The 20,650-nt window shown below is 63.7% G+C and carries 17 protein-coding genes and 2 pseudogenes; 16 read left to right on the forward strand and 3 right to left on the reverse strand.

Features of this window, described 5'->3' with window-relative positions:
* Positions 1-15: 15 nt before the first annotated feature.
* From OZ911_RS12830 to ureG, 16 genes and pseudogenes are all read left to right on the forward strand, one after another.
* Positions 16-993, forward strand: coding sequence for a LysR family transcriptional regulator (locus OZ911_RS12830; protein WP_023047963.1), 978 nt, complete (start codon positions 16-18; stop codon positions 991-993).
* 204 nt (positions 994-1,197) lie between these two features.
* The gene (locus tag OZ911_RS12835; RefSeq protein ID WP_016486433.1) at positions 1,198-2,739 is read left to right on the forward strand and encodes a D-arabinonate dehydratase; all 1,542 of its coding nucleotides are present in this window, start codon (positions 1,198-1,200) and stop codon (positions 2,737-2,739) included.
* Between the two features lie 35 nt (positions 2,740-2,774).
* A pseudogene (locus OZ911_RS12840) lies at positions 2,775-3,188 on the forward strand (Ldh family oxidoreductase); the annotation flags it as partial.
* Between the two features lie 109 nt (positions 3,189-3,297).
* Positions 3,298-4,515, forward strand: coding sequence for a fumarylacetoacetate hydrolase family protein (locus tag OZ911_RS12845; protein ID WP_016486435.1), 1,218 nt, complete (start codon positions 3,298-3,300; stop codon positions 4,513-4,515).
* Positions 4,516-4,662: 147 nt separating this feature from the next.
* A pseudogene (locus tag OZ911_RS12850) lies at positions 4,663-4,923 on the forward strand (hypothetical protein); the annotation flags it as partial.
* 116 nt (positions 4,924-5,039) lie between these two features.
* The gene (locus OZ911_RS12855; protein WP_023047956.1) at positions 5,040-6,689 is read left to right on the forward strand and encodes a VRR-NUC domain-containing protein; all 1,650 of its coding nucleotides are present in this window, start codon (positions 5,040-5,042) and stop codon (positions 6,687-6,689) included.
* A complete protein-coding gene (locus tag OZ911_RS12860; protein WP_070086624.1) occupies positions 6,686-8,989 on the forward strand; it encodes an ATP-dependent DNA helicase in 2,304 nt (767 codons plus the stop codon). The genes OZ911_RS12855 and OZ911_RS12860 overlap by 4 nt, the downstream gene beginning before the upstream one ends.
* Positions 8,990-9,162: 173 nt before the next feature.
* Complete coding sequence (locus tag OZ911_RS12865; RefSeq protein WP_016486438.1) at positions 9,163-10,077, forward strand: site-specific integrase; 915 nt, start codon at positions 9,163-9,165, stop codon at positions 10,075-10,077.
* Between the two features lie 367 nt (positions 10,078-10,444).
* A complete protein-coding gene (locus OZ911_RS12870; RefSeq protein ID WP_023047955.1) occupies positions 10,445-11,278 on the forward strand; it encodes an urease accessory protein UreD in 834 nt (277 codons plus the stop codon).
* A gap of 9 nt (positions 11,279-11,287) precedes the next feature.
* A complete protein-coding gene (locus OZ911_RS12875) occupies positions 11,288-11,590 on the forward strand; it encodes an urease subunit gamma (RefSeq protein ID WP_016486440.1) in 303 nt (100 codons plus the stop codon).
* Positions 11,591-11,609: 19 nt separating this feature from the next.
* Complete coding sequence (locus tag OZ911_RS12880; protein ID WP_016486441.1) at positions 11,610-11,927, forward strand: urease subunit beta; 318 nt, start codon at positions 11,610-11,612, stop codon at positions 11,925-11,927.
* Positions 11,924-13,627, forward strand: a complete 1,704-nt coding sequence (gene ureC, locus OZ911_RS12885) for an urease subunit alpha (RefSeq protein WP_070086625.1) — start codon at positions 11,924-11,926, stop codon at positions 13,625-13,627. The genes OZ911_RS12880 and ureC overlap by 4 nt, the downstream gene beginning before the upstream one ends.
* A gap of 10 nt (positions 13,628-13,637) precedes the next feature.
* A complete protein-coding gene (gene ureE, locus OZ911_RS12890; protein ID WP_016486443.1) occupies positions 13,638-14,135 on the forward strand; it encodes an urease accessory protein UreE in 498 nt (165 codons plus the stop codon).
* Between the two features lie 18 nt (positions 14,136-14,153).
* Complete coding sequence (locus OZ911_RS12895; RefSeq protein WP_016486444.1) at positions 14,154-14,699, forward strand: HupE/UreJ family protein; 546 nt, start codon at positions 14,154-14,156, stop codon at positions 14,697-14,699.
* The gene (locus OZ911_RS12900; protein WP_060516645.1) at positions 14,699-15,373 is read left to right on the forward strand and encodes an urease accessory protein UreF; all 675 of its coding nucleotides are present in this window, start codon (positions 14,699-14,701) and stop codon (positions 15,371-15,373) included. Before OZ911_RS12895 ends, OZ911_RS12900 begins: the two co-directional genes overlap by 1 nt.
* An 11-nt stretch (positions 15,374-15,384) precedes the next feature.
* Positions 15,385-16,008 (forward strand): urease accessory protein UreG, encoded by a 624-nt coding sequence (ureG, locus tag OZ911_RS12905; RefSeq protein ID WP_010953755.1) that lies wholly within the window; start codon positions 15,385-15,387, stop codon positions 16,006-16,008.
* A 163-nt stretch (positions 16,009-16,171) separates the two neighbouring features.
* Here ureG and OZ911_RS12910 read toward each other — a convergent pair whose 3' ends face one another.
* From OZ911_RS12910 to fapF, 3 genes are all read right to left on the reverse strand, one after another.
* The gene (locus OZ911_RS12910; protein WP_023049176.1) at positions 16,172-16,900 is read right to left on the reverse strand and encodes a DUF899 domain-containing protein; all 729 of its coding nucleotides are present in this window, start codon (positions 16,898-16,900) and stop codon (positions 16,172-16,174) included.
* Between the two features lie 95 nt (positions 16,901-16,995).
* Positions 16,996-19,197 (reverse strand): LTA synthase family protein, encoded by a 2,202-nt coding sequence (locus OZ911_RS12915; RefSeq protein WP_070086626.1) that lies wholly within the window; start codon positions 19,195-19,197, stop codon positions 16,996-16,998.
* A 136-nt stretch (positions 19,198-19,333) separates the two neighbouring features.
* The gene (gene fapF / locus OZ911_RS12920) at positions 19,334-20,614 is read right to left on the reverse strand and encodes a fibril amyloid transporter FapF (protein WP_016486448.1); all 1,281 of its coding nucleotides are present in this window, start codon (positions 20,612-20,614) and stop codon (positions 19,334-19,336) included.
* Between the last annotated feature and the right edge of the window lie 36 nt (positions 20,615-20,650).

Here is a 20,650-nt window from a genome sequence, read left to right on the forward strand (position 1 = left end):
TGAGGCCTGCCGCCGATGTCGCCGGACCTGACCCATTCCAGCTTTTGCAACTGGATCCGCTACAAGCACCTGGTGCTGATCGACACCCTGGCGCGCACCCGCAACATGCACGCAACCGCCACGCGCATGAACCTCAGCCAGCCGGCCCTGAGCAAGATGCTGCGCGATCTCGAAGAGCAGTTCGGCTTTGCCCTGTTCGAGCGCCTGCCACGCAGCATGCCGCCCACCGAGCTGGGTGAATATGTGGTGCGTTATGCCCAGGGTGCGTTAGCCGAGTCGCAGCAATTCGTCGACCAGGTCAACCGCCTGCGCAACGGCGGGCACGGTTTTATCCGCGTCGGCGGCATCTTTGCCGCCACTGCACTGGTCCTGCCGCAGGCCATCGCTGCGATCAAGGCGCGCAGCCCGCTGTTGTCGATTGAAGTGGTAGAGCATTCCAGTGATCACCTGCTGACCATGCTCGAGCAGAACAAGCTCGACATCATGATTGGCCGCTTTACCGAAGAGCGCTTCAGCCAGTTGTTCGACTTCCAGCCTCTGGAGCCCGAACCGTTCAGCCTGGTGGTCAACAGCGAGCACCCGCTTAACCAGCTGGAAAGCCCGCCCCTGGCGGCGTTGGGCGACTGGCCGTGGGTGTTGTACCCGGTGGGCACGCCGATTCGCAACCGCCTGGAGCAGGCCTTCCGGGTGGCGGGTATCGCCACGCCGGCTGACAGCGTCGAGACCATCTCCATGCCGATGTTCCTGCAGTTACTGCAGTCGGCTCCGATGATTGCCATGTTGCCGCGCTCGATGGTTGTCGCGCAGCTGGCCAGCGGGCAGTTCAGGGAGTTGCGCAGCCCCTTGCACGTACCCGCCCTGGAGTATGGCGTGGTTACCCGCAAGGATGAACCGCTGAGCGCTTCGGCCCGGGCGTTTGTCGAGATTTTGCTGGAGGGCGCCAGGCAGCGACAAAAGGAAGGTACGGCTGCAACCGCCTCGGGCAAGGCCTGATGGTTCAGGCGCTCCCACAGGGTGTGTGCAGGCCTGAGTAATTGAAGACAGGCTTTTAGACGATCAGGGATCACCGCCCGATTACAACTTCCGATAACCATTGGTTATCGCTTGATCGGATCATCTCATTGGGAATGCTGCCCAAGGCTTCTTACAGTGGCAACAGCCATAACAAGAAGCTCGCTGCACTACCTGAGAGGTCCCATGCAACTGATTGCCAAGTCCGGTGACCTTGCCGTCATCCGCCTCAACCCGCTGGACAATGTGCTCATCGCCCGCCAGGCCTTGCCGCAAGGCCTGCATCTGGATGCCGAGGCGATTACCGTGCGTCAGCCGATTCCTTCGGGCCACAAACTCGCGACCGAACGCGTGGAGCAGGGCCAGCCGCTACGCCGCTACGGGCAGATTATCGGTTTTGCTTCGCAGGCCATTGATGCCGGCGACCACGTGCATGTGCACAACGTACAGATGGGTGATTTTGCTCGCGACTATGCCTTTGGTGTCGACACGCGCAGCTTGCCGGGTAGCGAAGCAGTGTTCCAGGGCATCGTGCGCGCCGATGGGCGTGTTGCCACCCGTAATTACATCGGCATTCTCACCTCGGTGAACTGCTCGGCGACCGTGGCCCGGGCTGTGGCCGACCACTTCCGCCGTGACATTCACCCCGAGGTGCTGGCCGACTACCCGAACATCGACGGCGTGGTCGCCTTGACCCACGGTGCCGGTTGCGCAGTGGACCCCAGCGGGGAAGCCCTTGGCCTGCTGCGCCGTACCCTGGGCGGGTACGCCGTGCACCCCAACTTTGCTGCGGTACTGATCATTGGCCTGGGCTGCGAAACCAACCAGATCGAAAGCCTGCTGGAAACCCAGGGGCTGCAAGCCAGTGCGCAGCTGCGTGCCTTCACCATCCAGGGCATCGGCGGCACGTCGAAAACCATCGCTGCCGGCATCGAGCAGGTCCGCAGCCTGCTGGCCGAGGCCAACCATGTCCAGCGCCAACCGGTCAGCGCACGGCACCTGGTGGTCGGCCTGCAATGTGGCGGCTCCGATGGCTACTCCGGCATTACCGCCAACCCGGCACTGGGCAACGCGGTCGACCGTCTGGTGGCGGCCGGTGGTACGGCGATCCTGTCCGAAACCCCGGAAATCTACGGCGCCGAGCACTTGCTGACCCGCCGCGCGGTCACCCGTGAGGTCGGCGAAAAGCTGGTGGCGCGCATCCGCTGGTGGGAAGACTACTGCCAGCGCATGAACGCCGAGCTGAACAACAACCCTTCAGCCGGCAACAAGGCCGGGGGCCTGACCACCATCCTCGAAAAGTCGCTGGGCGCAGTGGCCAAGGCGGGCTCCAGCAACCTGGTCGATGTGTACCAGTACGCCGAAGCTGTGCGTGCCCAAGGCCTGGTGTTCATGGATACCCCCGGTTACGACCCGGTCTCGGCCACCGGCCAGGTGGCCGGCGGGGCTAACCTGATCGCCTTCACCACCGGGCGCGGCTCGGCTTACGGCTGTGCTCCGGCACCGTCGATCAAGCTGGCAACCAACAACCGGGTGTTCGAACACCAGCAAGAGGACATGGACGTCAACTGCGGCGGCATTGCCGACGGCTCCACCACTATCGAGGAGCGTGGTGCGTACATTTTCGAACAGATGTTGCGCATTGCTTCCGGGGAACGCAGCAAGAGCGAACAGCACGGGTATGGGCAGAACGAGTTTGTGCCCTGGCAGATCGGTGCAGTGACCTGATTGACCGCTTCTGTTCCGCCTACGAGATGACACCCATGACTCAAGCCACACATTTCAACGTGCAAGCGCTCACCACCTTTGTCGAGCAACTGTTCGAAAAGGCCGGCGCCGATGCCGAAGTCGCCCAGGTGGTGACCCAGGTACTGCTCGAGGGTGAACTGCTCGGGCACCGCACCCACGGCCTGAACCTGGTCAGCCGCTACATCGGCGGCATGCTGGAAGGAACGGTCAAGGCCCGTGCGCAGGCACTGGAACAGGTGTCGCACAGTGACGTCTCCAGCGTGTTCGATGGCCACTACCTGCTGGGGCCTTACTGCGTCAGCCGTGCGCTGGATTGTGCGGCAAAGGGGGCGACTGCGCAGGGCATCGGTATTGCGGTGGTGCGCCGTGCTTCGCACATCGGCTGCCTGGCCGCCTATCTCAAGCCCTATACCGACCGGGGCCTGGTGGGGAACAGGGCATGACCCTCTCGCCTGAACTGCTGGCGGACCTCGACCGCCTGGCCGGCCAACTGCAACTGCCGGCACTTTCCCAATAATGCACACCAAGGGTACACAGATGACTGATCGATCGAACGCCAATCAACCGCTGTCGCTGAACCAGAACGCCAGTGTTTTCGAGAGTGGGAGCTGGGTAGGGCGGGTCTGGCTGGCGGACCAGGGCCCCGCGGTGGTGCTGGTGAAAGCTGGCGCCGTCTACGATATCAGCAGCCACGTGGCGACTGTTTCGGCCCTGCTGGAAGTGACCGACCCGGTGGCCTATCTGCGCGCCTTGCCGCTGGCCGAGCCACTGGTTGCGCTATCGGTGTTGCTGGACAACAGCGATCCGAGCCAGCGCGACCCCAGTCAGCCATGGCTGCTGGCACCCATCGACCTGCAGGCGGTGAAGGCCGCAGGCGTGACCTTTGCGACCAGCTTGCTGGAACGTGTGGTCGAAGAGCAGGCCAAGGGCGACCCGGCCAAGGCCGATGCAATCCGTGACACCTTGGTCAGCCGCATCGGCGCCGACCTGTCGCAGATCGTGCCCGGCTCCGCCCAGGCCGAAGCGCTACGCAAAGTGCTGGTGGAGCAGGGCCTGTGGTCGCAATACCTGGAGGTGGGCATCGGCCCGGATGCCGAAGTGTTCACCAAGGCCCAGCCGCTGTCGGCGGTTGGCCACGGGGCCGCTATCGGCATCCACCCCAAGTCCAGCTGGAACAACCCAGAGCCGGAAGTGGTGCTGGCGGTGTCCAGTGATGGCCGCATCAAGGGCGCGATGCTTGGCAACGACGTCAACCTGCGCGACTTCGAAGGGCGTAGCGCCTTGCTGCTGTCCAAGGCCAAGGACAACAACGCCTCTACCGCCCTGGGCCCGCTGCTGCGCCTGTTTGACGAAAGCTTCGGCCTTGACGATGTGCGCAACGCCGAAGTGGACCTGCGTGTTGAAGGCGAAGACGGCTTCATCCTGTCTGGCCGCAGTTCCATGCGCCAGATCAGCCGCGACCCGCAAGACCTGGTGCAGCAAACCCTCAACGAAAACCATCAGTACCCCGACGGCATGGTGCTGTTCCTGGGTACCCTGTTCGCCCCCAAGCAGGACCGTGACCAGCCAGGCAATGGCTTTACTCACAAGCCGGGCGACGTGGTGACCATCAGCAACCCGCAACTGGGCACTCTGTGCAACCGGGTGACCACCAGCGACCAGGCACCGCAGTGGGCGTTTGGCCTGCGCGCGTTGATCGACAACCTTGGCCGGCGTGGCCTGCTGGAGGTCGCAGCCACCGCCCGCCAGCCCTGAACAACACGCTGCGCCAGGGAGGGGCGCAGCACGCTCGATGGATCGCCAAGGCGCTGACAGCGCGGCAACAATAATAATAAAAGGTCGACACATGAACCCTATGAAGAAGTACCAGCGCATCACTGTTGTGTTCCTGCTACTGATCGGTATGGCTTTGGTGCGGCGGGCACAATCGTTGCGGGGCGCTTCTGCGACTGGCTGGTGAAGCGTGGCATGACCGTGCTGGGCAGCCGCAAGTTCAGCGTCATTACCGGCTTCAGCATCCAGTACTCGGGTTCGTTCACCACGGCGTTCATGATCAGCGCGGGGGTGGCACTGTGCTCGGCGGTGGCGTACTTCCTGCTGCTGCAGGCGCCGATTGGCAGTGCCAAGGACGCGGCAGGGGAGAGGGTCCCGGCAACCAAGTAACCCGGAAACGTCAAGTAATCCCTGTAGGAGCGTCAATGGACTGACCCACGGCTCTTGTCAGGCACGTTTATCTGTATGTATAAACAGTGCCTGATACCGCAATCTGACTTCAGCCCGTGATCGCCCATTCTGTCGACGACCCTTTCTATTACCTGCACAACTTCCGCCAGGTAGTGCTGTGGGTCGAACAACGCTACCAGGACCTGCTCGATGAGCAGGAACTGGCTTTCATCCGTGCCTTCAGCCAACTGCACGCGCCAGCCCAGGCCTTGATGGTGCGCATGGTCATGCGCAAAGGCGAGTTGTTTCGCAGCGACCGGCTCGACTACGCCGAAATCGGCGACAGCGCGCTGGCGCTGCAGCCGTTGCAGGTTCTTGGCTGGGTGCGGGAACCCGAGCAACTGGAACTGGAGCAGCTGTTTGCCTTGCTGCGCAAGGAGGAGCTGGCCCGCTGCTTCGCCCGGCAACTGAGCCGCCCGCGGGCCGCCAAGCATGAGTTGTTGGCACAGCTGCAGCCTTTGGAGCTGGCGGCCCGATCACTGCTCGAGTGGTTCCCGGACAGCGAGGTGCGCATTCTCCAGTGGTGCTTGCAGCCCCTGTGCGACCGTATCCGGTTGTTGTTCTTTGGCAACCTTTACCAGGACTGGTCAGATTTCGTCCTGGCCGACCTTGGCCTGTTGCGCTACGAGCAAGTACCGTTCAGCACAGATTCCCGCGCCTTGCAGCAACGTGACGATATCGACCTGGCCATGGCTTTGCATCAGTGCGCCGAGCGCCTGGAGCAGGGCGGCGATCCAGTGCCGATCCTGGCGACTCTACAAGGCCTGCACAGCGAGAACCCTTGGTTGGCCAGGCGCCATGCGCGCCTGCAATTCGCCTTGGGCCAACAATGCGAGCGTCTGGGGGAGTGGGACCTGGCCATGGCCGTGTATGCGCAGTGCAACCATGCCCAGGCGCGCATTCGCCAGGTGCGTGTACTTGAGCGCACCGAACAGTGGCCCCATGCCCACGCGCTGGCACTGCAACTTGCTGCGGCACCAGCCAATGCACTGGAGGTGCAAGCACTCGAGCGCATGCTGCCACGCTTGGCGCGTAAGCTCGGCGGCCCGCCACAGCGGCGCCAGCGGGCCACGCCGCTGGAGCTGATCGAGCTCGAACTGCCCCGCGAGCACGCTGCGCTGGGTGTGGAGGAAGCCGTGCGACAACACCTGGCACAAGAAGGCGGCCAGGTGCATTACGTGGAGAACACGTTGCTCAACAGCCTGTTTGGCCTGTTGTGCTGGGAGGCTATCTTTGCGCCGGTGCCCGGCGCGTTTTTCAACCCGTTCCAGGCGGCGCCACAGGACCTGCATGACAGTGACTTCCAGCAACGGCGCAGTGCGCTGTTCGATTTTTGTCTGGGCCGGCTGGACGATGGCAGCCATCGCCAGGCGATACTCGACTGCTACAGGGGCAAGCAGGGCCTGCAGTCGCCGTTCGTGTTCTGGTCCATGCTCAGCGAGCCACTGCTGGAGCAGGCCCTGGCTTGCCTTCCGGCAGCCCAGCTGAAACAGTGCTTTCTGCGCCTGTTGCAGGATATTCGCAGCAACCGCGCGGGCATGCCCGACCTGATTCAGTTCTGGCCAGAGCAGGGCCGTTACCGCATGGTCGAGGTCAAGGGGCCCGGTGACCGCCTGCAGGACAACCAGTTGCGCTGGCTGGAATTCTGCAGGCAACACGGTCTGCCCGTTGCGGTGTGCCATGTGCGTTGGCGCGAAGCGCCATGAGCTACAGCATTGCGGTGCGTGCTCTGTGCGAGTTCAGCGCCAAGGTTGGTGACCTGGACCTGCGTTTCACGCCGTCGCCCAGCGCTCAGGAAGGCATCGAAGGGCATCAGCGGGTAGTGGCACGGAGGGCTGCGGGCTACGAGTCGGAAATCACCCTTGAAGGCCAATTCGAAACCCTCAAGGTGCGGGGCCGCGCCGACGGTTACGACCCTGGCAGCAACCGCCTGGAAGAGATCAAGACGCACCGTGGCGACTTGGCGCGTCAACCCGCCAATCACCGTCAGTTGCACTGGGCACAGGCCAAGGTCTATGGCTGGTTGATGTGCCAGGCACGACAACTGTCCGCCATTGAGGTGGCGCTGGTGTACCTGGACGTGGACAGCGATGAGCAGACACTGTTCAGTGAGCACTATGAGTCCGCTGAATTGCGGGCCTTCTTCGAAACCCAGTGCCAGCGCTTTCTAGGCTGGGCCCAATTCCAGCAACGACGCCTGGCCGAACGTGACCAAGGCCTTCAGGCGCTGCGCTTCCCCTACCCACAGTTTCGCCAGGGCCAGCGGCAGCTGGCCGAAACCTTGTACAAGGCGGTAAGCACCGGGCGTTGCCTGATGGCCCAGGCCAGCACCGGCATTGGCAAGACCCTTGGTACGTTGTTCCCGCTGCTGAAAGCCATGGTGCCGCAGCAGCTGGACAAGCTGTTCTTTCTCACCGCCAAGACGCCGGGCCGGGCGCTGGCCCTTGATGCCATGCGTCAGATCACTGATGCTGCGCCACAACCTGCTTTGCGCACACTGGAGTTGATTGCCCGCGACAAGGCCTGCGAGTACCTGGACAAAGCCTGTCATGGCGAGTCCTGCCCATTGGCCGCTGGCTTCTACGACCGCTTGCCGGCAGCGCGTGAGGCCGCCGCAACACTGCCGTTGCTCGACCGTGCCAACCTGCGCGAAGTGGCCTTGGCGCACCAGGTTTGCCCGTATTACCTGGGGCAGGAGATGGCGCGCTGGGTCGACGTGCTGGTCGCCGACTACAACTACTACTTTGATGCGCATGCCTTGCTGTTCGGCCTGACCCAGCTCAACCAGTGGCGCGTTGCGGTGCTGGTTGACGAAGCGCATAACCTGGTTGAGCGTGGTCGTGGCATGTACAGCGCCAGCCTTGACCAAGGGCAGCTGCTGGCCCTGCGTCAGCGCAAACCGCCCGGGCTGGTCAGCGCCCTTGACCGCCTGAACCGGCAGTGGAATGCGCTGTACAAAGAACAGCGTGCGCCGTACCAGGCCAGCGAGTCGCTGCCTGACGGGCTGTTGCGCGCCTTGCAGCAGTGCATCGGCCTGATTCAGGAGCAGATGAACCAGATGCCCGCGCACATGGACCCGCAGGTATTGCAGTTCTTCTATCAGGCCTTGCAGTTCAGCCGGGTTGCCGAGCTGTTCGATGAACACTTCCTGTTCGACATCAGCCAGCGCCAGGGCCCGCGCAAGCGCCGGCTGGCGACCCTGTGCCTGCGCAATGTCACCCCGGCGCGCCTGTTGGCCCCACGCATGCTGGCGGCGCGCAGTGTGACGCTGTTTTCCGCCACGTTGAGCCCGCGGCATTTCTACAGCGACTTGCTGGGTATGCCGGCCGATACCGCCTGGCTAGAAGTGGCTGCGCCGTTTCGCGCAGAGCAGCTGGAGGTACGGATTGCCAGCCAGGTGTCCACCCGCTACCAGCAGCGGCAAGCCTCTCTGGTACCGATCGTGGAGCTGATTGCCCAGCAGTATGAGCACATGCCGGGTAACTACCTGGCATTCTTCAGCAGCTTCGAATACCTGCAGCAGGTGGCCGACCTGTTGGCCGAGCGGCATGGGCAGATTCCCCTGTGGGCCCAGGCCCCGGGGATGGACGAGGCCGCCCGCCAGGCGTTTCTTGATCGATTTGTTGCCGACGGCCGGGGCGTTGGCTTTGCCGTATTGGGGGGGGCTTTCGGCGAAGGCGTGGATTTACCAGGTACGCGGCTGATCGGGGCGTTTGTCGCCACCCTGGGGTTGCCGCAGGTCAACCCGGTCAACGAGCAGTTCAAGCAACGCCTGGGTCGGCAATTTGGTGCGGGTTTTGACTACACCTATCTTTACCCGGGTGTGCGCAAAGTGATCCAGGCGGCTGGCCGGGTTATCCGTGGAGACCAGGACCGGGGCGTGCTGGTGCTGATAGATGAACGCTTCGCCGAGCCCCGGGTGCAGCAGATGTTTCCGGCATGGTGGCCCAAGGCTGCGCCGGCCAGCACGCCGGCTGATGACAAAAGCACGCTCCGATTGCGGTAAGATCACGAACCATGCCAGTTGCAAAGCCTTGTATATCAAGGTGATGGCACTTCACAGGGGCTTGATGGAATGCGCGCTTGGCATTCGTCAGGACTTGTTTTCATGTCGTTTCGACTTGCTTCAGGGTTTGCCAGTTTCACGACCGGCCGCCGCTTCGCTACAGGGTTCACGTTTTGTCCGATCTCCCCAAAAATCCGCTGCTGCAGTACATGGACCGCCTGGCCCCCTCCAGCCAGCAAACCATGCGCTACATCCTTCAGGACGCTGCCGACCGGCTTGGCTTTGTCGACTGCAATGTCGTCGACGTGCCTTGGCATCGGCTAGAGCCGGGCCATGTGATTGCCTTGGTGTCGGCCCTGCGTGCCGACGGTTATGCGCCAAACAGTTCGTCTTTGTATGTCAACGCCATTCGTGGGGTGATGAACGAGGCCTGGCGTCAGGGCCTGATCGACCATGAGCAGTTGCTGCGCATTCGTGAGGTCAAACCGGCCACCGGCAGCCGCCTGCCGCCAGGGCGCAACCTGCGCCGCAGCCTGATTCGCGAACTGATGGAGGTGTGCGCATCCGACCCTCGGCCGCAAGGCGTGCGCGACGCGGCGATCATCGCCTTGCTCTATGGCACCGGCATGCGCAAGTCAGAGTCGGTGGACATCGACCTGGCCCAGGTCGATTTCCAGGCGCGCAGCCTGCAGGTGGTGGGCAAGGGCAACCACCAACTGATCAAGTACGCCCCGCCATGGGCGTTCGAGAAGCTGCAGGCGTGGCTGGACTTGCGCCGTCAGGACCTGCCAGCAGGGGCAGAGGACGACCCGTTCCTGTTCAACCGCATCCGCCGCGGTAGCCACATCACCCGGGCGCGTATCACCAAGCATGCGATCTACTACATTGCCCGTCAGCGCGGTGCGCAAGTGGGGGTGAAAATCATGCCGCACGACTTCCGCCGGGCGTTCATCACCCGGGTGATCGAAGAGCATGATCTGTCGATTGCCCAGAAGCTGGCGCACCATGCCAATATCCAGACCACCGCCATTTATGACCGGCGTGACGACAACGAACGCCGGCGAGCGGTCGACCGCTTCGACTACTGAGTCCTTGTGTTTGCGGTCCATTCGCGGGACAAGCCCGCTCCCACAGGCTCCTCGCAGACCTTGAGTCCTGTGTAATACCTGTGGGAGCGGGCGCGCCCGCGAAGGGCTGCAAAGCAGCCCTATTTGCACGGATGTCGGCACTGAAACGGGGCCGACACGCGCCCCCGCTTTGTGCGCCATCTGCGCGCATGCCCGATGCCAGAGCGGCCACAGCTGAAGTTTCATCTGCCTTCACCTGCGGAGTTGGCCCGCAACCTGCTATATCCAGCCTGCGAATTTGATCGAGTGGTCAGGCCGCGCGCGCTAGCCATTGCCCGCGCCGGACCCTCTAAACGGCCAGCAGGCCACGGATTTCAGGGGCCGCAGGATGTCGCTCGCGGAGCAGATTGAACAACAACAAGACGATGCAGGCTGGAGTGCCCACCTGCAGTTGCGCTTTGTCAGGCGTGACGATGTGACCCGCCTTGGTGCGCGTCGGCATTTCGGACCTCTTTTGGTGCAGCGGCCCTTCTACCCGGAAGGTGCACCGTGCCATGTCTATGTGCTGCACCCGCCGGGTGGCATCGTCGCCGGCGACCGCCTTGATCTGGATATCCACCTGGAGCCCGACAGCCACGCGCTGCTGACCATGCCCGGTGCCAGCAAGTTCTACCGCAGCATCGGCCCGACCGCGCGGCTGACCCAGCGTTTTCAGCTGGCTGCAGGCAGCACACTGGAATGGTTGCCGCAGGACAGCATCTTCTTTTCTGGTGCCCGCGCCAGCCTCCACAGCCGCTTCACCCTCGAACCCGGGGCGCGCCTGCTGGCCTGGGAAACCCTGTGCCTGGGGCGCCCTGTCATGAACGAGCGCTTCGAGCAGGGCGCCCTGGACAGCTGTTTGCATATTGAACTACCCGACGACGTTGGCCTGCATGAACGCCTGCGTATCGAAGGCGGCCGCCTGGACAAGCTCGGTGGCCACCCGCTGCTCGCTACGTTCTGTGCAGCACCCGCCGACCAGGCGGTGCTGGAGCAGGTTCGCCCATTGCTCGATGAACTGGCCAACCCGGCCGGCGCGACCCTGTTGGGGTCGTTGCTGGTTATCCGTGTGCTTGACCATGACAACCAACACCTGCAACGCACCCTGCAACGCCTGTGGCATGTGCTGCGCCCGGCCGTCCTTGGCCTGCCAGCCTGCCCACCGCGTATCTGGGCTACCTGAGAGAGCGCCATGGAGCTTACCCCGAGAGAGAAAGACAAATTGCTGCTGTTCACCGCCGCATTGCTGGCAGAACGGCGCCTGGCCCGCGGCCTGAAGCTCAACTACCCGGAGGCCGTGGCGCTGATAAGTGCTGCCGTGCTCGAAGGCGCCCGCGATGGCCGCACCGTTGCCGAGCTGATGAGCCAAGGGCGCGAAGTGCTGACGCGCGAGCAGGTGATGCCCGGCATTGCCGAAATGCTCCACGACGTGCAGGTCGAAGCGACCTTCCCGGATGGCACCAAACTTGTGACCGTGCATGACCCCATCGTCTGAAACTGCCCAGGAGCCCCGCATGATCCCAGGTGAAATCCAGGTCGCCGCTGGCGACATCGAACTGAACAGCGGCCGGGAAACGGTCAGTGTCAGTGTGGCCAACCACGGCGACCGGCCGGTGCAGGTCGGCTCGCACTACCACTTCTACGAAGTCAACGAGGCGCTGGTGTTCGATCGTGCGCCAACCTTGGGCTTTCGCCTGGATATCCCGGCCGGCACCGCCGTGCGCTTCGAGCCTGGCCAGGCGCGCACTGTGCAACTGGTGGCCTACGCCGGCAAGCGTGAAGTCTATGGCTTCCAGGGCAAGGTGATGGGCCCGCTGGAGGGCAGGGTATGAGCCGTATTTCCCGCCAGGCCTATGCCGACATGTTCGGGCCCACCGTGGGCGACCGCGTGCGGCTGGCCGACACGGCATTGTGGGTAGAGGTGGAGAAGGACTACACAATCTACGGCGAAGAGGTGAAGTTTGGGGGCGGCAAGGTGATCCGCGACGGCATGGGGCAGGGCCAGATGCTGGCCGCTGAGGCCATGGACCTGGTGCTGACCAACGCGCTGATCATCGACCACTGGGGGATCGTCAAGGCCGACATCGGCATCAAGCACGGGCGTATCGCGGTGATCGGCAAGGCCGGGAACCCGGATGTGCAGCCGGGCGTCAACGTCCCGGTGGGCCCCGGTACCGAAGTGATCGCGGCCGAGGGCAAGATCGTGACGGCGGGGGGTGTCGATTCGCATATCCATTTCATCTGCCCGCAGCAGGTGGACGAGGCACTGAACAGCGGCGTCACGACCTTTATCGGCGGCGGCACCGGCCCGGCCACCGGCACCAATGCAACCACCTGCACGCCTGGCCCTTGGTACCTGGCGCGTATGCTACAGGCCGCCGACAGTCTGCCCATCAACATCGGTTTGCTGGGCAAGGGCAATGCCTCGCGGCCAGAAGCGCTGCGTGAGCAGATCGCGGCCGGTGCGGTGGGCCTCAAGCTGCATGAAGACTGGGGCTCGACCCCGGCGGCTATCGACTGCTGCCTGGGCGTTGCAGAGGAAATGGACGTCCAGGTGGCGATCCATACCGACACCCTCAACGAGTCCGGTTGCATCGAAGACACCCTGGCGGCCATCGGCGACCGGACCATCCACACCTTCCACACCGAAGGTGCCGGCGGTGGCCACGCGCCGGACATCATTCGCGCTGCGGGGCAGGCCAACGTGCTGCCATCCTCGACCAATCCGACCCTGCCGTACACGGTCAACACCGTGGACGAGCACCTGGACATGCTCATGGTCTGCCATCACCTGGACCCGAGCATTGCGGAGGACGTGGCCTTTGCCGAATCGCGCATCCGCCGCGAAACCATCGCTGCCGAGGACATCCTTCACGACATGGGTGCATTTGCCATGACCTCGTCCGACTCTCAGGCCATGGGCCGGGTCGGTGAAGTGGTGCTGCGCACCTGGCAGGTTGCCCACCAGATGAAACTGCGTCGTGGGCCTTTGGCGCCAGACACGGCCTACAGCGACAACTTCCGGGTCAAGCGCTACATCGCCAAGTACACCATCAACCCCGCGTTAACCCACGGCATTGGCCACGAAGTGGGTTCGGTGGAGGCGGGCAAGCTGGCCGACCTGGTGCTGTGGTCGCCGGCGTTCTTCGCGGTCAAGCCGGCCCTGGTGATCAAAGGCGGGATGATCGTCACCGCGCCCATGGGCGACATCAACGGCTCCATTCCCACACCGCAGCCGGTGCACTACCGGCCGATGTTCGGCGCCCTCGGCGCCGCACGGCATGCCACGCGCATGACCTTCCTGCCCCAGGCGGCAATGGACCGCGGCCTGGCCGAGGAGCTGAACCTGCGCAGCCTGATTGGGGTGGTCAACGGCTGCCGCCGCGTGCGCAAGCCGGACATGGTCCACAACACCTTGCAGCCGCTGATCGAAGTCGATGCGCAGACCTACCAGGTGCGTGCCGACGGCGAATTGCTGGTCTGCGAGCCCGCCAGCGAACTGCCGCTGGCACAGCGTTATTTCCTGTTTTGAAGGAGCACCGATGATTGTCTTGACCCGCCGTATCACCGACCCCGGCACGCTTGCTGTAAGCGGCACCGTCACCCTGGACGTGGACAGCCGCATCAAGAGCCGCCTGCGGGTAACCCTGGACGATGGGCGCGAAGCCGGGCTCATGCTGGAGCGCGGCCACCTGTTGCGCGGGGGAGAGCTGCTTGCCGATGCTGACGGCAGCCAGTTGATCCGCGTATTGGCGGCGCCCGAAGCAGTGTCGACGGTGCGCTGCGCCGATCCACACCTGCTGGCTCGCGCGGCCTATCACCTGGGTAACCGCCACGTGCCCCTGCAGATCGAGCCTGGTCTGTTGCGCTTCCAGCACGACCATGTGCTGGGCGACATGCTGCGTGGCCTGGGCCTGACGGTAGAGGCCGAACAGGCACCGTTCGAACCCGAAGCGGGGGCCTACCAGAGCGCCCCGCATGGCCACAGCCATGCACACGGCAACGATCACCCGTTTGTACGCCTGCCTGCCCATTCCTGAACTGCCTTGGAGCAACCAATGAAGAAGACGCTCGCCCTGTTTCTGCTGATGCTGGCCCTGCCAGCCTTCGCCCACCCTGGCCATGACAGCAACCCGCTGCAGGACGGCCTGTTGCACCCGCTGACCGGCCTTGACCACCTGCTGATGCTGCTGGGCACCGGGGTGCTCGCTGCATTGACCGGGCGCAGCCTGACGTTGCCCCTGGCAACCCTGGCGGCGATGTTTGGCGGCGCGGTGTGTGGCCACCTGTTTGGTGACATGCTGGGCATGGAAACCTTGATCGCCCTGTCGCTGCTGGTGGCTGCCGGGGCAGTGCTGCTGCCGAGCCGCCAGTTGCTGCTGGCCATGGCCATGCCGGTGTTCGCCTTGTTCCACGGCTGGGCTCATGGGGTGGAAGCCACGCCCAGCGCGTTCTGGCAATTCAGCGCAGGGTTTGTCGCGGTCAGCGGCTTGCTGCTGGCGGCGGGCTTTGCGGTCGGTTGCCTGTTGCGCCGGCACAGTGGCCTGCAGAAGGCCTTTGGCGGTGGCTTGCTGGCCGGCGCCGCGCTGGTGCTGGCCGGTTGATGGACAGCGACCTGGCATTGCTGCGCCTGCTGCAGCTGGCCAGCCCCGGCTTGCCGGTGGGGGGCTTTACCTACTCGCAAGGTCTGGAGTGGGCAGTCGAGGCGGGCTGGGTAAGGGGCGCGGACGGTTTTGCGGCCTGGCAGCGGGAGCAGGTCGATGACACCTTGGCCTGCCTCGACTGGCCGGTGCTGGCGCGTCTGTACCACGCTTGCCAGGGCGAGGATGCCGCGGCGTTCGCCCACTGGAGCCGTTTTCTGCTGGCCAACCGCGAGACCGCCGAGTTGCGCCTGGAAGAACAGCAGCGCGGCGCGGCGCTGGCCCGGCTGCTTGATGGCTGGCAATTGGGCCAGGCCCCGGCCTGGCGTGCCAGCCTTGAATTGACTCAACTGGGCGGCATGGCCTGGCTGGCTGCGCACTGGGCAATCCCGCTGCGCCCGCTGGCCCTCGGCTATGGCTTTGCCTGGCTGGAGGGCGCGGTAATGGCCGGAGTCAAGCTGGTGCCTTTCGGCCAGCAGGCTGCCCAGACCTTGCTGCGCGACCTGGGCACCGGCTTGCCGGCAGCCCTCGACCGGGCATTGGCCCTGGGCGATGACCAGCTCGGTGGCGGCCTGCCATTGCTGGCCATTGCGTCATCGCGTCACGAAACTCAATACACCCGTTTGTTCCGTTCCTGAGGACTGCCTTCATGCAAAGCTATCAACAACCCCTGCGCGTCGGTGTCGGCGGCCCGGTCGGTTCCGGCAAGACTGCACTGCTGGAAGCGTTGTGCAAGGCCATGCGCGACCATTACCAGATCGCCGTGGTCACCAACGACATCTACACCAAGGAAGACCAGCGCATCCTGACCGAGGCTGGCGCCCTGGAGCCGGAGCGCATTGTGGGCGTGGAAACGGGCGGCTGCCCGCACACGGCGATCCGCGAAGACGCCTCGATGAACCTGGCTGCCGTCGAGGCGCTGGCGCGCAAGTTTGGCAACCTTGAAGTGATTTTCGTCGAAAGCGGCGGTGACAACCTCAGCGCCACGTTCAGCCCGGAGCTCGCTGACCTGACCATTTACGTGATCGACGTGGCCGAAGGCGAGAAGATTCCGCGCAAGGGTGGGCCAGGCATTACCAAGTCGGACTTCCTGGTGATCAACAAGACCGACCTGGCGCCTTATGTAGGGGCTTCATTGGAAGTGATGGAGCGCGACACCCAGCGCATGCGCCCGCAGCGGCCGTGGACCTTCAGCAACCTGAAGAAGGGTGAGGGGTTGCAGGCAGTGATTGATTTCATTGTCGAGCGCGGGATGCTGGGTGTGCGTGGCTAATAGCGATATCCGTACTGCGCGGGCTCTTGCAGGAGCGGCCTTGTGTCGCGAAAGGGCCGCGAAGCGGCCCCGGCAGTATTCGCGTCCGCGCTGAAATCCGGGGGCTGCTTTGCAGCCCTTTCGCGACACAAGGCCGCTCCAGCAACGATTGCGTCTGGTTTGGTCAGTTGTGGCAGCAGTGTGGCTTGTCTGGCTGCCCTTCATAGCGGTCATGGTGCCGCACCCAGTCCATAGTCCCGCTTTCGTTGCGCCCCAGTGGCGCAATGTCCAGGAAGTTGTACGTGTTGACCAGAATGTCCAACCCGCGGGCGTAGGTGGAGTAGGTGTGGTACACGCTGCCGTCCGGTTCGCGGTAAAACGCACTCAAGCCGGGCAGTTCGCTTTCACTGCCGTCATACGGCGCATAGTTGTACTGCCGTTCACCCTCGCTGGCGACACTGACGCCAAAGTCCTCGTTGAAACCACTGCCCTGTGACGAGTACCAGGGAAACTGCCAGCCCATGCGCCGACGGAACGCCTGAAACTCGGCATACGGCGCTCGCGATACCGCCACCAGCGACACATCGTGGTGAGCAAGGTGCAGGTTGGCACCGTCAAAATGGTCGGCCAGGAACGAGCAGCCGGGGCAGCCTTCGCTCCAGCCCTCGGCGAACATGAAGTGGTAAAGCAACAGCTGGCTGCGCCCCGCAAACAGGTCGGCCAGGCTCAGTTCGCCGTCCGGCCCCTGGAACTGATAGTCGTGCTCGACCCTGACCCAGGGCAGGGCGCGACGGGCTGCTGCCAATGCGTCGCGGTGATGGGTAAAGGCTTTTTCGTGCAGCCACAGTTGCTGGCGGGCCGCCAGCCACTGGCTACGGGAAGCCACCGGATGCCTGCTTTCGCTTGTGCTCATGGTGCTGTCTCCACGCTGGGGGATTCACACACTAGACGAGCACGCTCTGTTCTATTCGACAGGCACCGGTGGCCATGCGATGAGCGGTACGTCGCTCAGCCCGAATGGGCGATATGCCCCTCGGCCAGTTCATCTTCTGCGTCATCTTCGCCGGGCAGCGCGGTGATCACGCTGAAGTCGCTGACTTCAACCTTGCCGCCGCCGTAGCCTAGCAAGTGAAAGGAAAACGCTTTGCGCTCGGTCGGGTTGTCAAAGCTGAACTCCATTTCCAGGGGTTCGTCGGCGGTGACCCTCAGTTCAGCAGGCAAGCCCAGCGGTACGTCCTGTTCCAGTTGCTTGGCCTTGAGCTGGATGTAGGCCACACGCTTGGGGTCCAGCGAGCGCACCTTGACCCGCACGCGGGTATGAGAGCCTCCCGGCATTTCCAGGTACTGGGCGCCGATCAGGTTATCGGCCCAGTCATCGTGAATGCGCTTGCGCAACTTGATCGGCGAAGGGCCGCCGAACTGGTAACGCAGGTTGAGCGGGGTTTGCAGCAGTGACTGGTCGAGCACCCCGGCCAGGGCGCCGATCTGCTGGCCCAGCAAGCTGTCACCCTGGCCCAGGTAGCGGGCCTGGTCGGCAATGAAACCCTCGCTGGCGTAACGCCGGCAGCGTTGCTGGAAGTCACACTCGGTGAAGACGCCCTGCCCGTCGTGGTAGCGCAGCATGCCGTTGGTGTAGGAAATCATCTCGCGGCCCGTGTCGTAGTCGCGGTACAGCGAACGGCCGCCAAGCGCCATGGGGATAGGCAGCGCAAAGTAGTCGAGCAGGGAAGTGGCCATATCGATATGGCCATAGGTGCCGCGTTTGACAGGCGGCAACTGCGCCTGCTCTGGCGCCAGGGTGAGGTTGAAGCCCCAGGACGACGCCAGGCGCACGCCGTCGATGCCATGGGACTCGTCGGAGGTCACTACCACCAGGGTGTCTTTTAGCACGCCTTGGCGTTCGAGGTTGTCGAGGAAAGCCCCCAGCGCGTCGTCCAGGTAGGCAACCGCTGCCTGTTTTGGCGTGGCATAGCGCTCAAGGTACTCGGCTGGGGCGGAGTAAGGCTGGTGGGTACCCACCGTGAGCAGGGTCAGCATCCATGGCTTGTCCTGTTTCTGCAATTGGCCGACATAGTCCAGCGCCCCTTCGAAAAACGCCCGGTCATCCTTGCCCCACGGGAAGTCCAGGTAGTTCTTGTTGCGGAACCACTCCAGGCCATGCACCGAGTCGAAACCGATATGCGGCATGATGCGGTCCTTGGCCATGAAGCGCAGGCCGGCACCTTGCAGGTAGTGGGTGGTGAAGCCAGCCTGGCGCAGTTGCGCTGGCAGGCAGGCCTGGTTGCGTTCGTTCTGGGTCAGCAGCTCTACGCCTTTGGGCGTGCCATTGGCCAGCTTGTCGTAATCACCACACAGCATCGCGTACAGGCCGCGGATGGTCTGGTGGGTATGCAGCACGTAGTCCGGTGTGTTCATGCCGCGCTCGGCCCATTGGCTGAGCTTTGGCATCAGGTCTTCGTCGAAGCGGCTGTGCAGGGCCTGGCGGTTGGGCCGCAGGTAGGCGCCGGGGATACCTTCCACCGTGATGACCAGCAGGTTGCGAGCGCTGCCTGGCCCGGCCAGTAGCCGCTGCCCGTTCAGGTCGGATTGGGTCAGGCCACTGCTGGCCAGCGGTGTGAAGGTTTGCGTGTGGCCCATCCAGCCTTCGACCGTGCGCTCCAGGCTGCCGACACCGGCTGACATCAGTTGGTGAGTGAGGTTGTACTGCCGCCACTGGTCGGCGTCGGTGGGTGCCAACTGCTGGCTGCCCCAGTGAGCACCGAACAGCAGCACTGGAATGGCCCATGCCTTGCGGGGCAGCGGCATGCTGCGTTGGGTACGGCCGCGCCAGACGGTGACCAGCCAGCCCAGAAGGCCGACAGTAAGGGTCAGGGGCAGCCAGGGGTGCGCCAGGCCGCCACCTGTCGAATTTTCCATGAATTGCGGGTCGACCAGGTAGGTCAGGTCGGCGCTGGTTGGCAGCCGGCCTACCGCGCTAACCAGTTCGGCCGAAGCCACCCACAGCGCTGCCCAGGCCAGCAGCACCGGCAGGGCCAGCCACCATGGCCGACGGTGCAGCAGCAATACCAGCAGGCTGCCGAGGGCGAGGTCGGACAGGTAGCCGAGCGGGTTGGACCAGCCCAGCATGGCGCGCGTACCCAGTGGGATCACCAGTACCAAGGCTGCCAACGCGGCAAGCCGGGTACGCGGGTGGTCTGACAGGTTCTTCACAAAAACTTCCCTTTTGCCATTAAATCGTCATGCATCTGTGCTGGATGATAACAGGCCGGGGAAGGGAAAGCGGTTTGCTACAAGGCTGGTAACCAAAAGCCGGGCCCGCTAGCGCGGGCCTGGCCGAGGGCAAGCCTCAGAAGTAGTAAGGGAATTTCAGGCTGAAGGAAAAGTCGGGGGCATCGTCGGTCAGACCAATGGACAGGTTGGGTACGATGGTCAGGTTGTTGGTGGCGGCGAAGGTCAGGCCGATGTTGAAGTTGGCGGCGTTGTAGTCACTGTTGGAGATCGACTGCCAGTCGCCACCGTCCGGCTTGATCTTGCTCTTGCGGGCAAACTGGTCAGACACCGAGAACGACATGCTCATCTTCTCGTTCAGGGCAAAAGCGATACCGCCGCCAATTTGCCAGGAGTCGCCCAGCTTCACGTCACCCGGCACCTTGCTGTTGACCTGCGGGCTGATGTCGCTGAACGAGTCCTGCATGTTGTAGGTGTACGAGAGGCTGCCGAACAGCACCGCCGGGTCGAAGGTCTTGACCAGCGAGATGCCTGGCGTGATCGACCACACGCCGTTGCCGGTCGGCAGGCTGTCCGGGACGGACAGGTTGCTGTTGCCGTCCACTTCGCGCAGCTTGATGCCATAGGGGTCCTTGCCGGTCGGCGCCTTGACCCGCAGGGTGGCAACGGCGTCAGGCCAGGTTTCGTCCTCGTCGAGGAACTTATAGGCCACGCCAACGTTGATGTCGCCGATTTCCGGGTCGCGCGTGACGGTTGCATCGGAGGTACTGGCCCCGGCGCCTCCCGCACCGCCGGAAGAGTAAGTTGATTCGCGGTACACCACGGGGACGTTTATGTCGAACTGCCAGCGCTGCGCCAGGTTGTAGCGCGCGGTCATGTCCAGGGTCCAGTTGTCGGCCTTGATCCGGTCAAGGTTGATGCTGCCGAGGAAGATCGAATCCAGCGCCAGGAAGCCATTGAGCGTCAGCGCACGGGTATCGTAATGGGTATAGGTAACACCCGTTTCGAAGCTGAACTTGCCTCCGCCAAAGAATCCGCTGGCTTCGTCGTACAGGTTGGAAACGCTTTGCGCCGGTTCGGAATCGGCCGTCAGCGCCTGGCCGTAGGAGCTGCCTGTGGCCCCCGGTGTGCCTGACGCGACGGTCTGCGCGCCTTTGACCCCTTCGGCGGGGGACTTGACCAGGCGCTTGGGCGGCGCCGCTGCCGGGGCCTCCTCGACCTGGCGCACCCGCTGTTCAAGTACCATCAGTGCCTGTTGCTGGGCCTCGTAGCGGCGTTTGAGCTCGATCAGTTCCTGTTTCAGCGCTTCCACTTGTGGATCGGCGGCTGCGTAGAGTGCGGTGGCGGGGGCCAGGGTAGTCAAACACACAAAAGCTCTGAGCGTTAAAGATCGGTACATGGAGTTGCCGTCCCTTCCAACTACTTTTGATGAGAC

This window comes from Pseudomonas fortuita, assembly GCF_026898135.2.
GTDB lineage: Bacteria > Pseudomonadota > Gammaproteobacteria > Pseudomonadales > Pseudomonadaceae > Aquipseudomonas > Aquipseudomonas fortuita.

Coding starts and splice junctions, on each gene's coding strand:
- OZ911_RS12830 (WP_023047963.1), top strand. CDS start 16: ATGTCGCCGGACCTGACCCATTCCAGCTTTTGCAACTGGATCCGCTAC.
- OZ911_RS12835 (WP_016486433.1), top strand. CDS start 1,198: ATGCAACTGATTGCCAAGTCCGGTGACCTTGCCGTCATCCGCCTCAAC.
- OZ911_RS12845 (WP_016486435.1), top strand. CDS start 3,298: ATGACTGATCGATCGAACGCCAATCAACCGCTGTCGCTGAACCAGAAC.
- OZ911_RS12860 (WP_070086624.1), top strand. CDS start 6,686: ATGAGCTACAGCATTGCGGTGCGTGCTCTGTGCGAGTTCAGCGCCAAG.
- OZ911_RS12870 (WP_023047955.1), top strand. CDS start 10,445: ATGTCGCTCGCGGAGCAGATTGAACAACAACAAGACGATGCAGGCTGG.
- OZ911_RS12875 (WP_016486440.1), top strand. CDS start 11,288: ATGGAGCTTACCCCGAGAGAGAAAGACAAATTGCTGCTGTTCACCGCC.
- OZ911_RS12880 (WP_016486441.1), top strand. CDS start 11,610: ATGATCCCAGGTGAAATCCAGGTCGCCGCTGGCGACATCGAACTGAAC.
- ureC (WP_070086625.1), top strand. CDS start 11,924: ATGAGCCGTATTTCCCGCCAGGCCTATGCCGACATGTTCGGGCCCACC.
- ureE (WP_016486443.1), top strand. CDS start 13,638: ATGATTGTCTTGACCCGCCGTATCACCGACCCCGGCACGCTTGCTGTA.
- OZ911_RS12895 (WP_016486444.1), top strand. CDS start 14,154: ATGAAGAAGACGCTCGCCCTGTTTCTGCTGATGCTGGCCCTGCCAGCC.
- OZ911_RS12900 (WP_060516645.1), top strand. CDS start 14,699: ATGGACAGCGACCTGGCATTGCTGCGCCTGCTGCAGCTGGCCAGCCCC.
- ureG (WP_010953755.1), top strand. CDS start 15,385: ATGCAAAGCTATCAACAACCCCTGCGCGTCGGTGTCGGCGGCCCGGTC.
- OZ911_RS12910 (WP_023049176.1), bottom strand. CDS start 16,900: ATGAGCACAAGCGAAAGCAGGCATCCGGTGGCTTCCCGTAGCCAGTGG.
- fapF (WP_016486448.1), bottom strand. CDS start 20,614: ATGTACCGATCTTTAACGCTCAGAGCTTTTGTGTGTTTGACTACCCTG.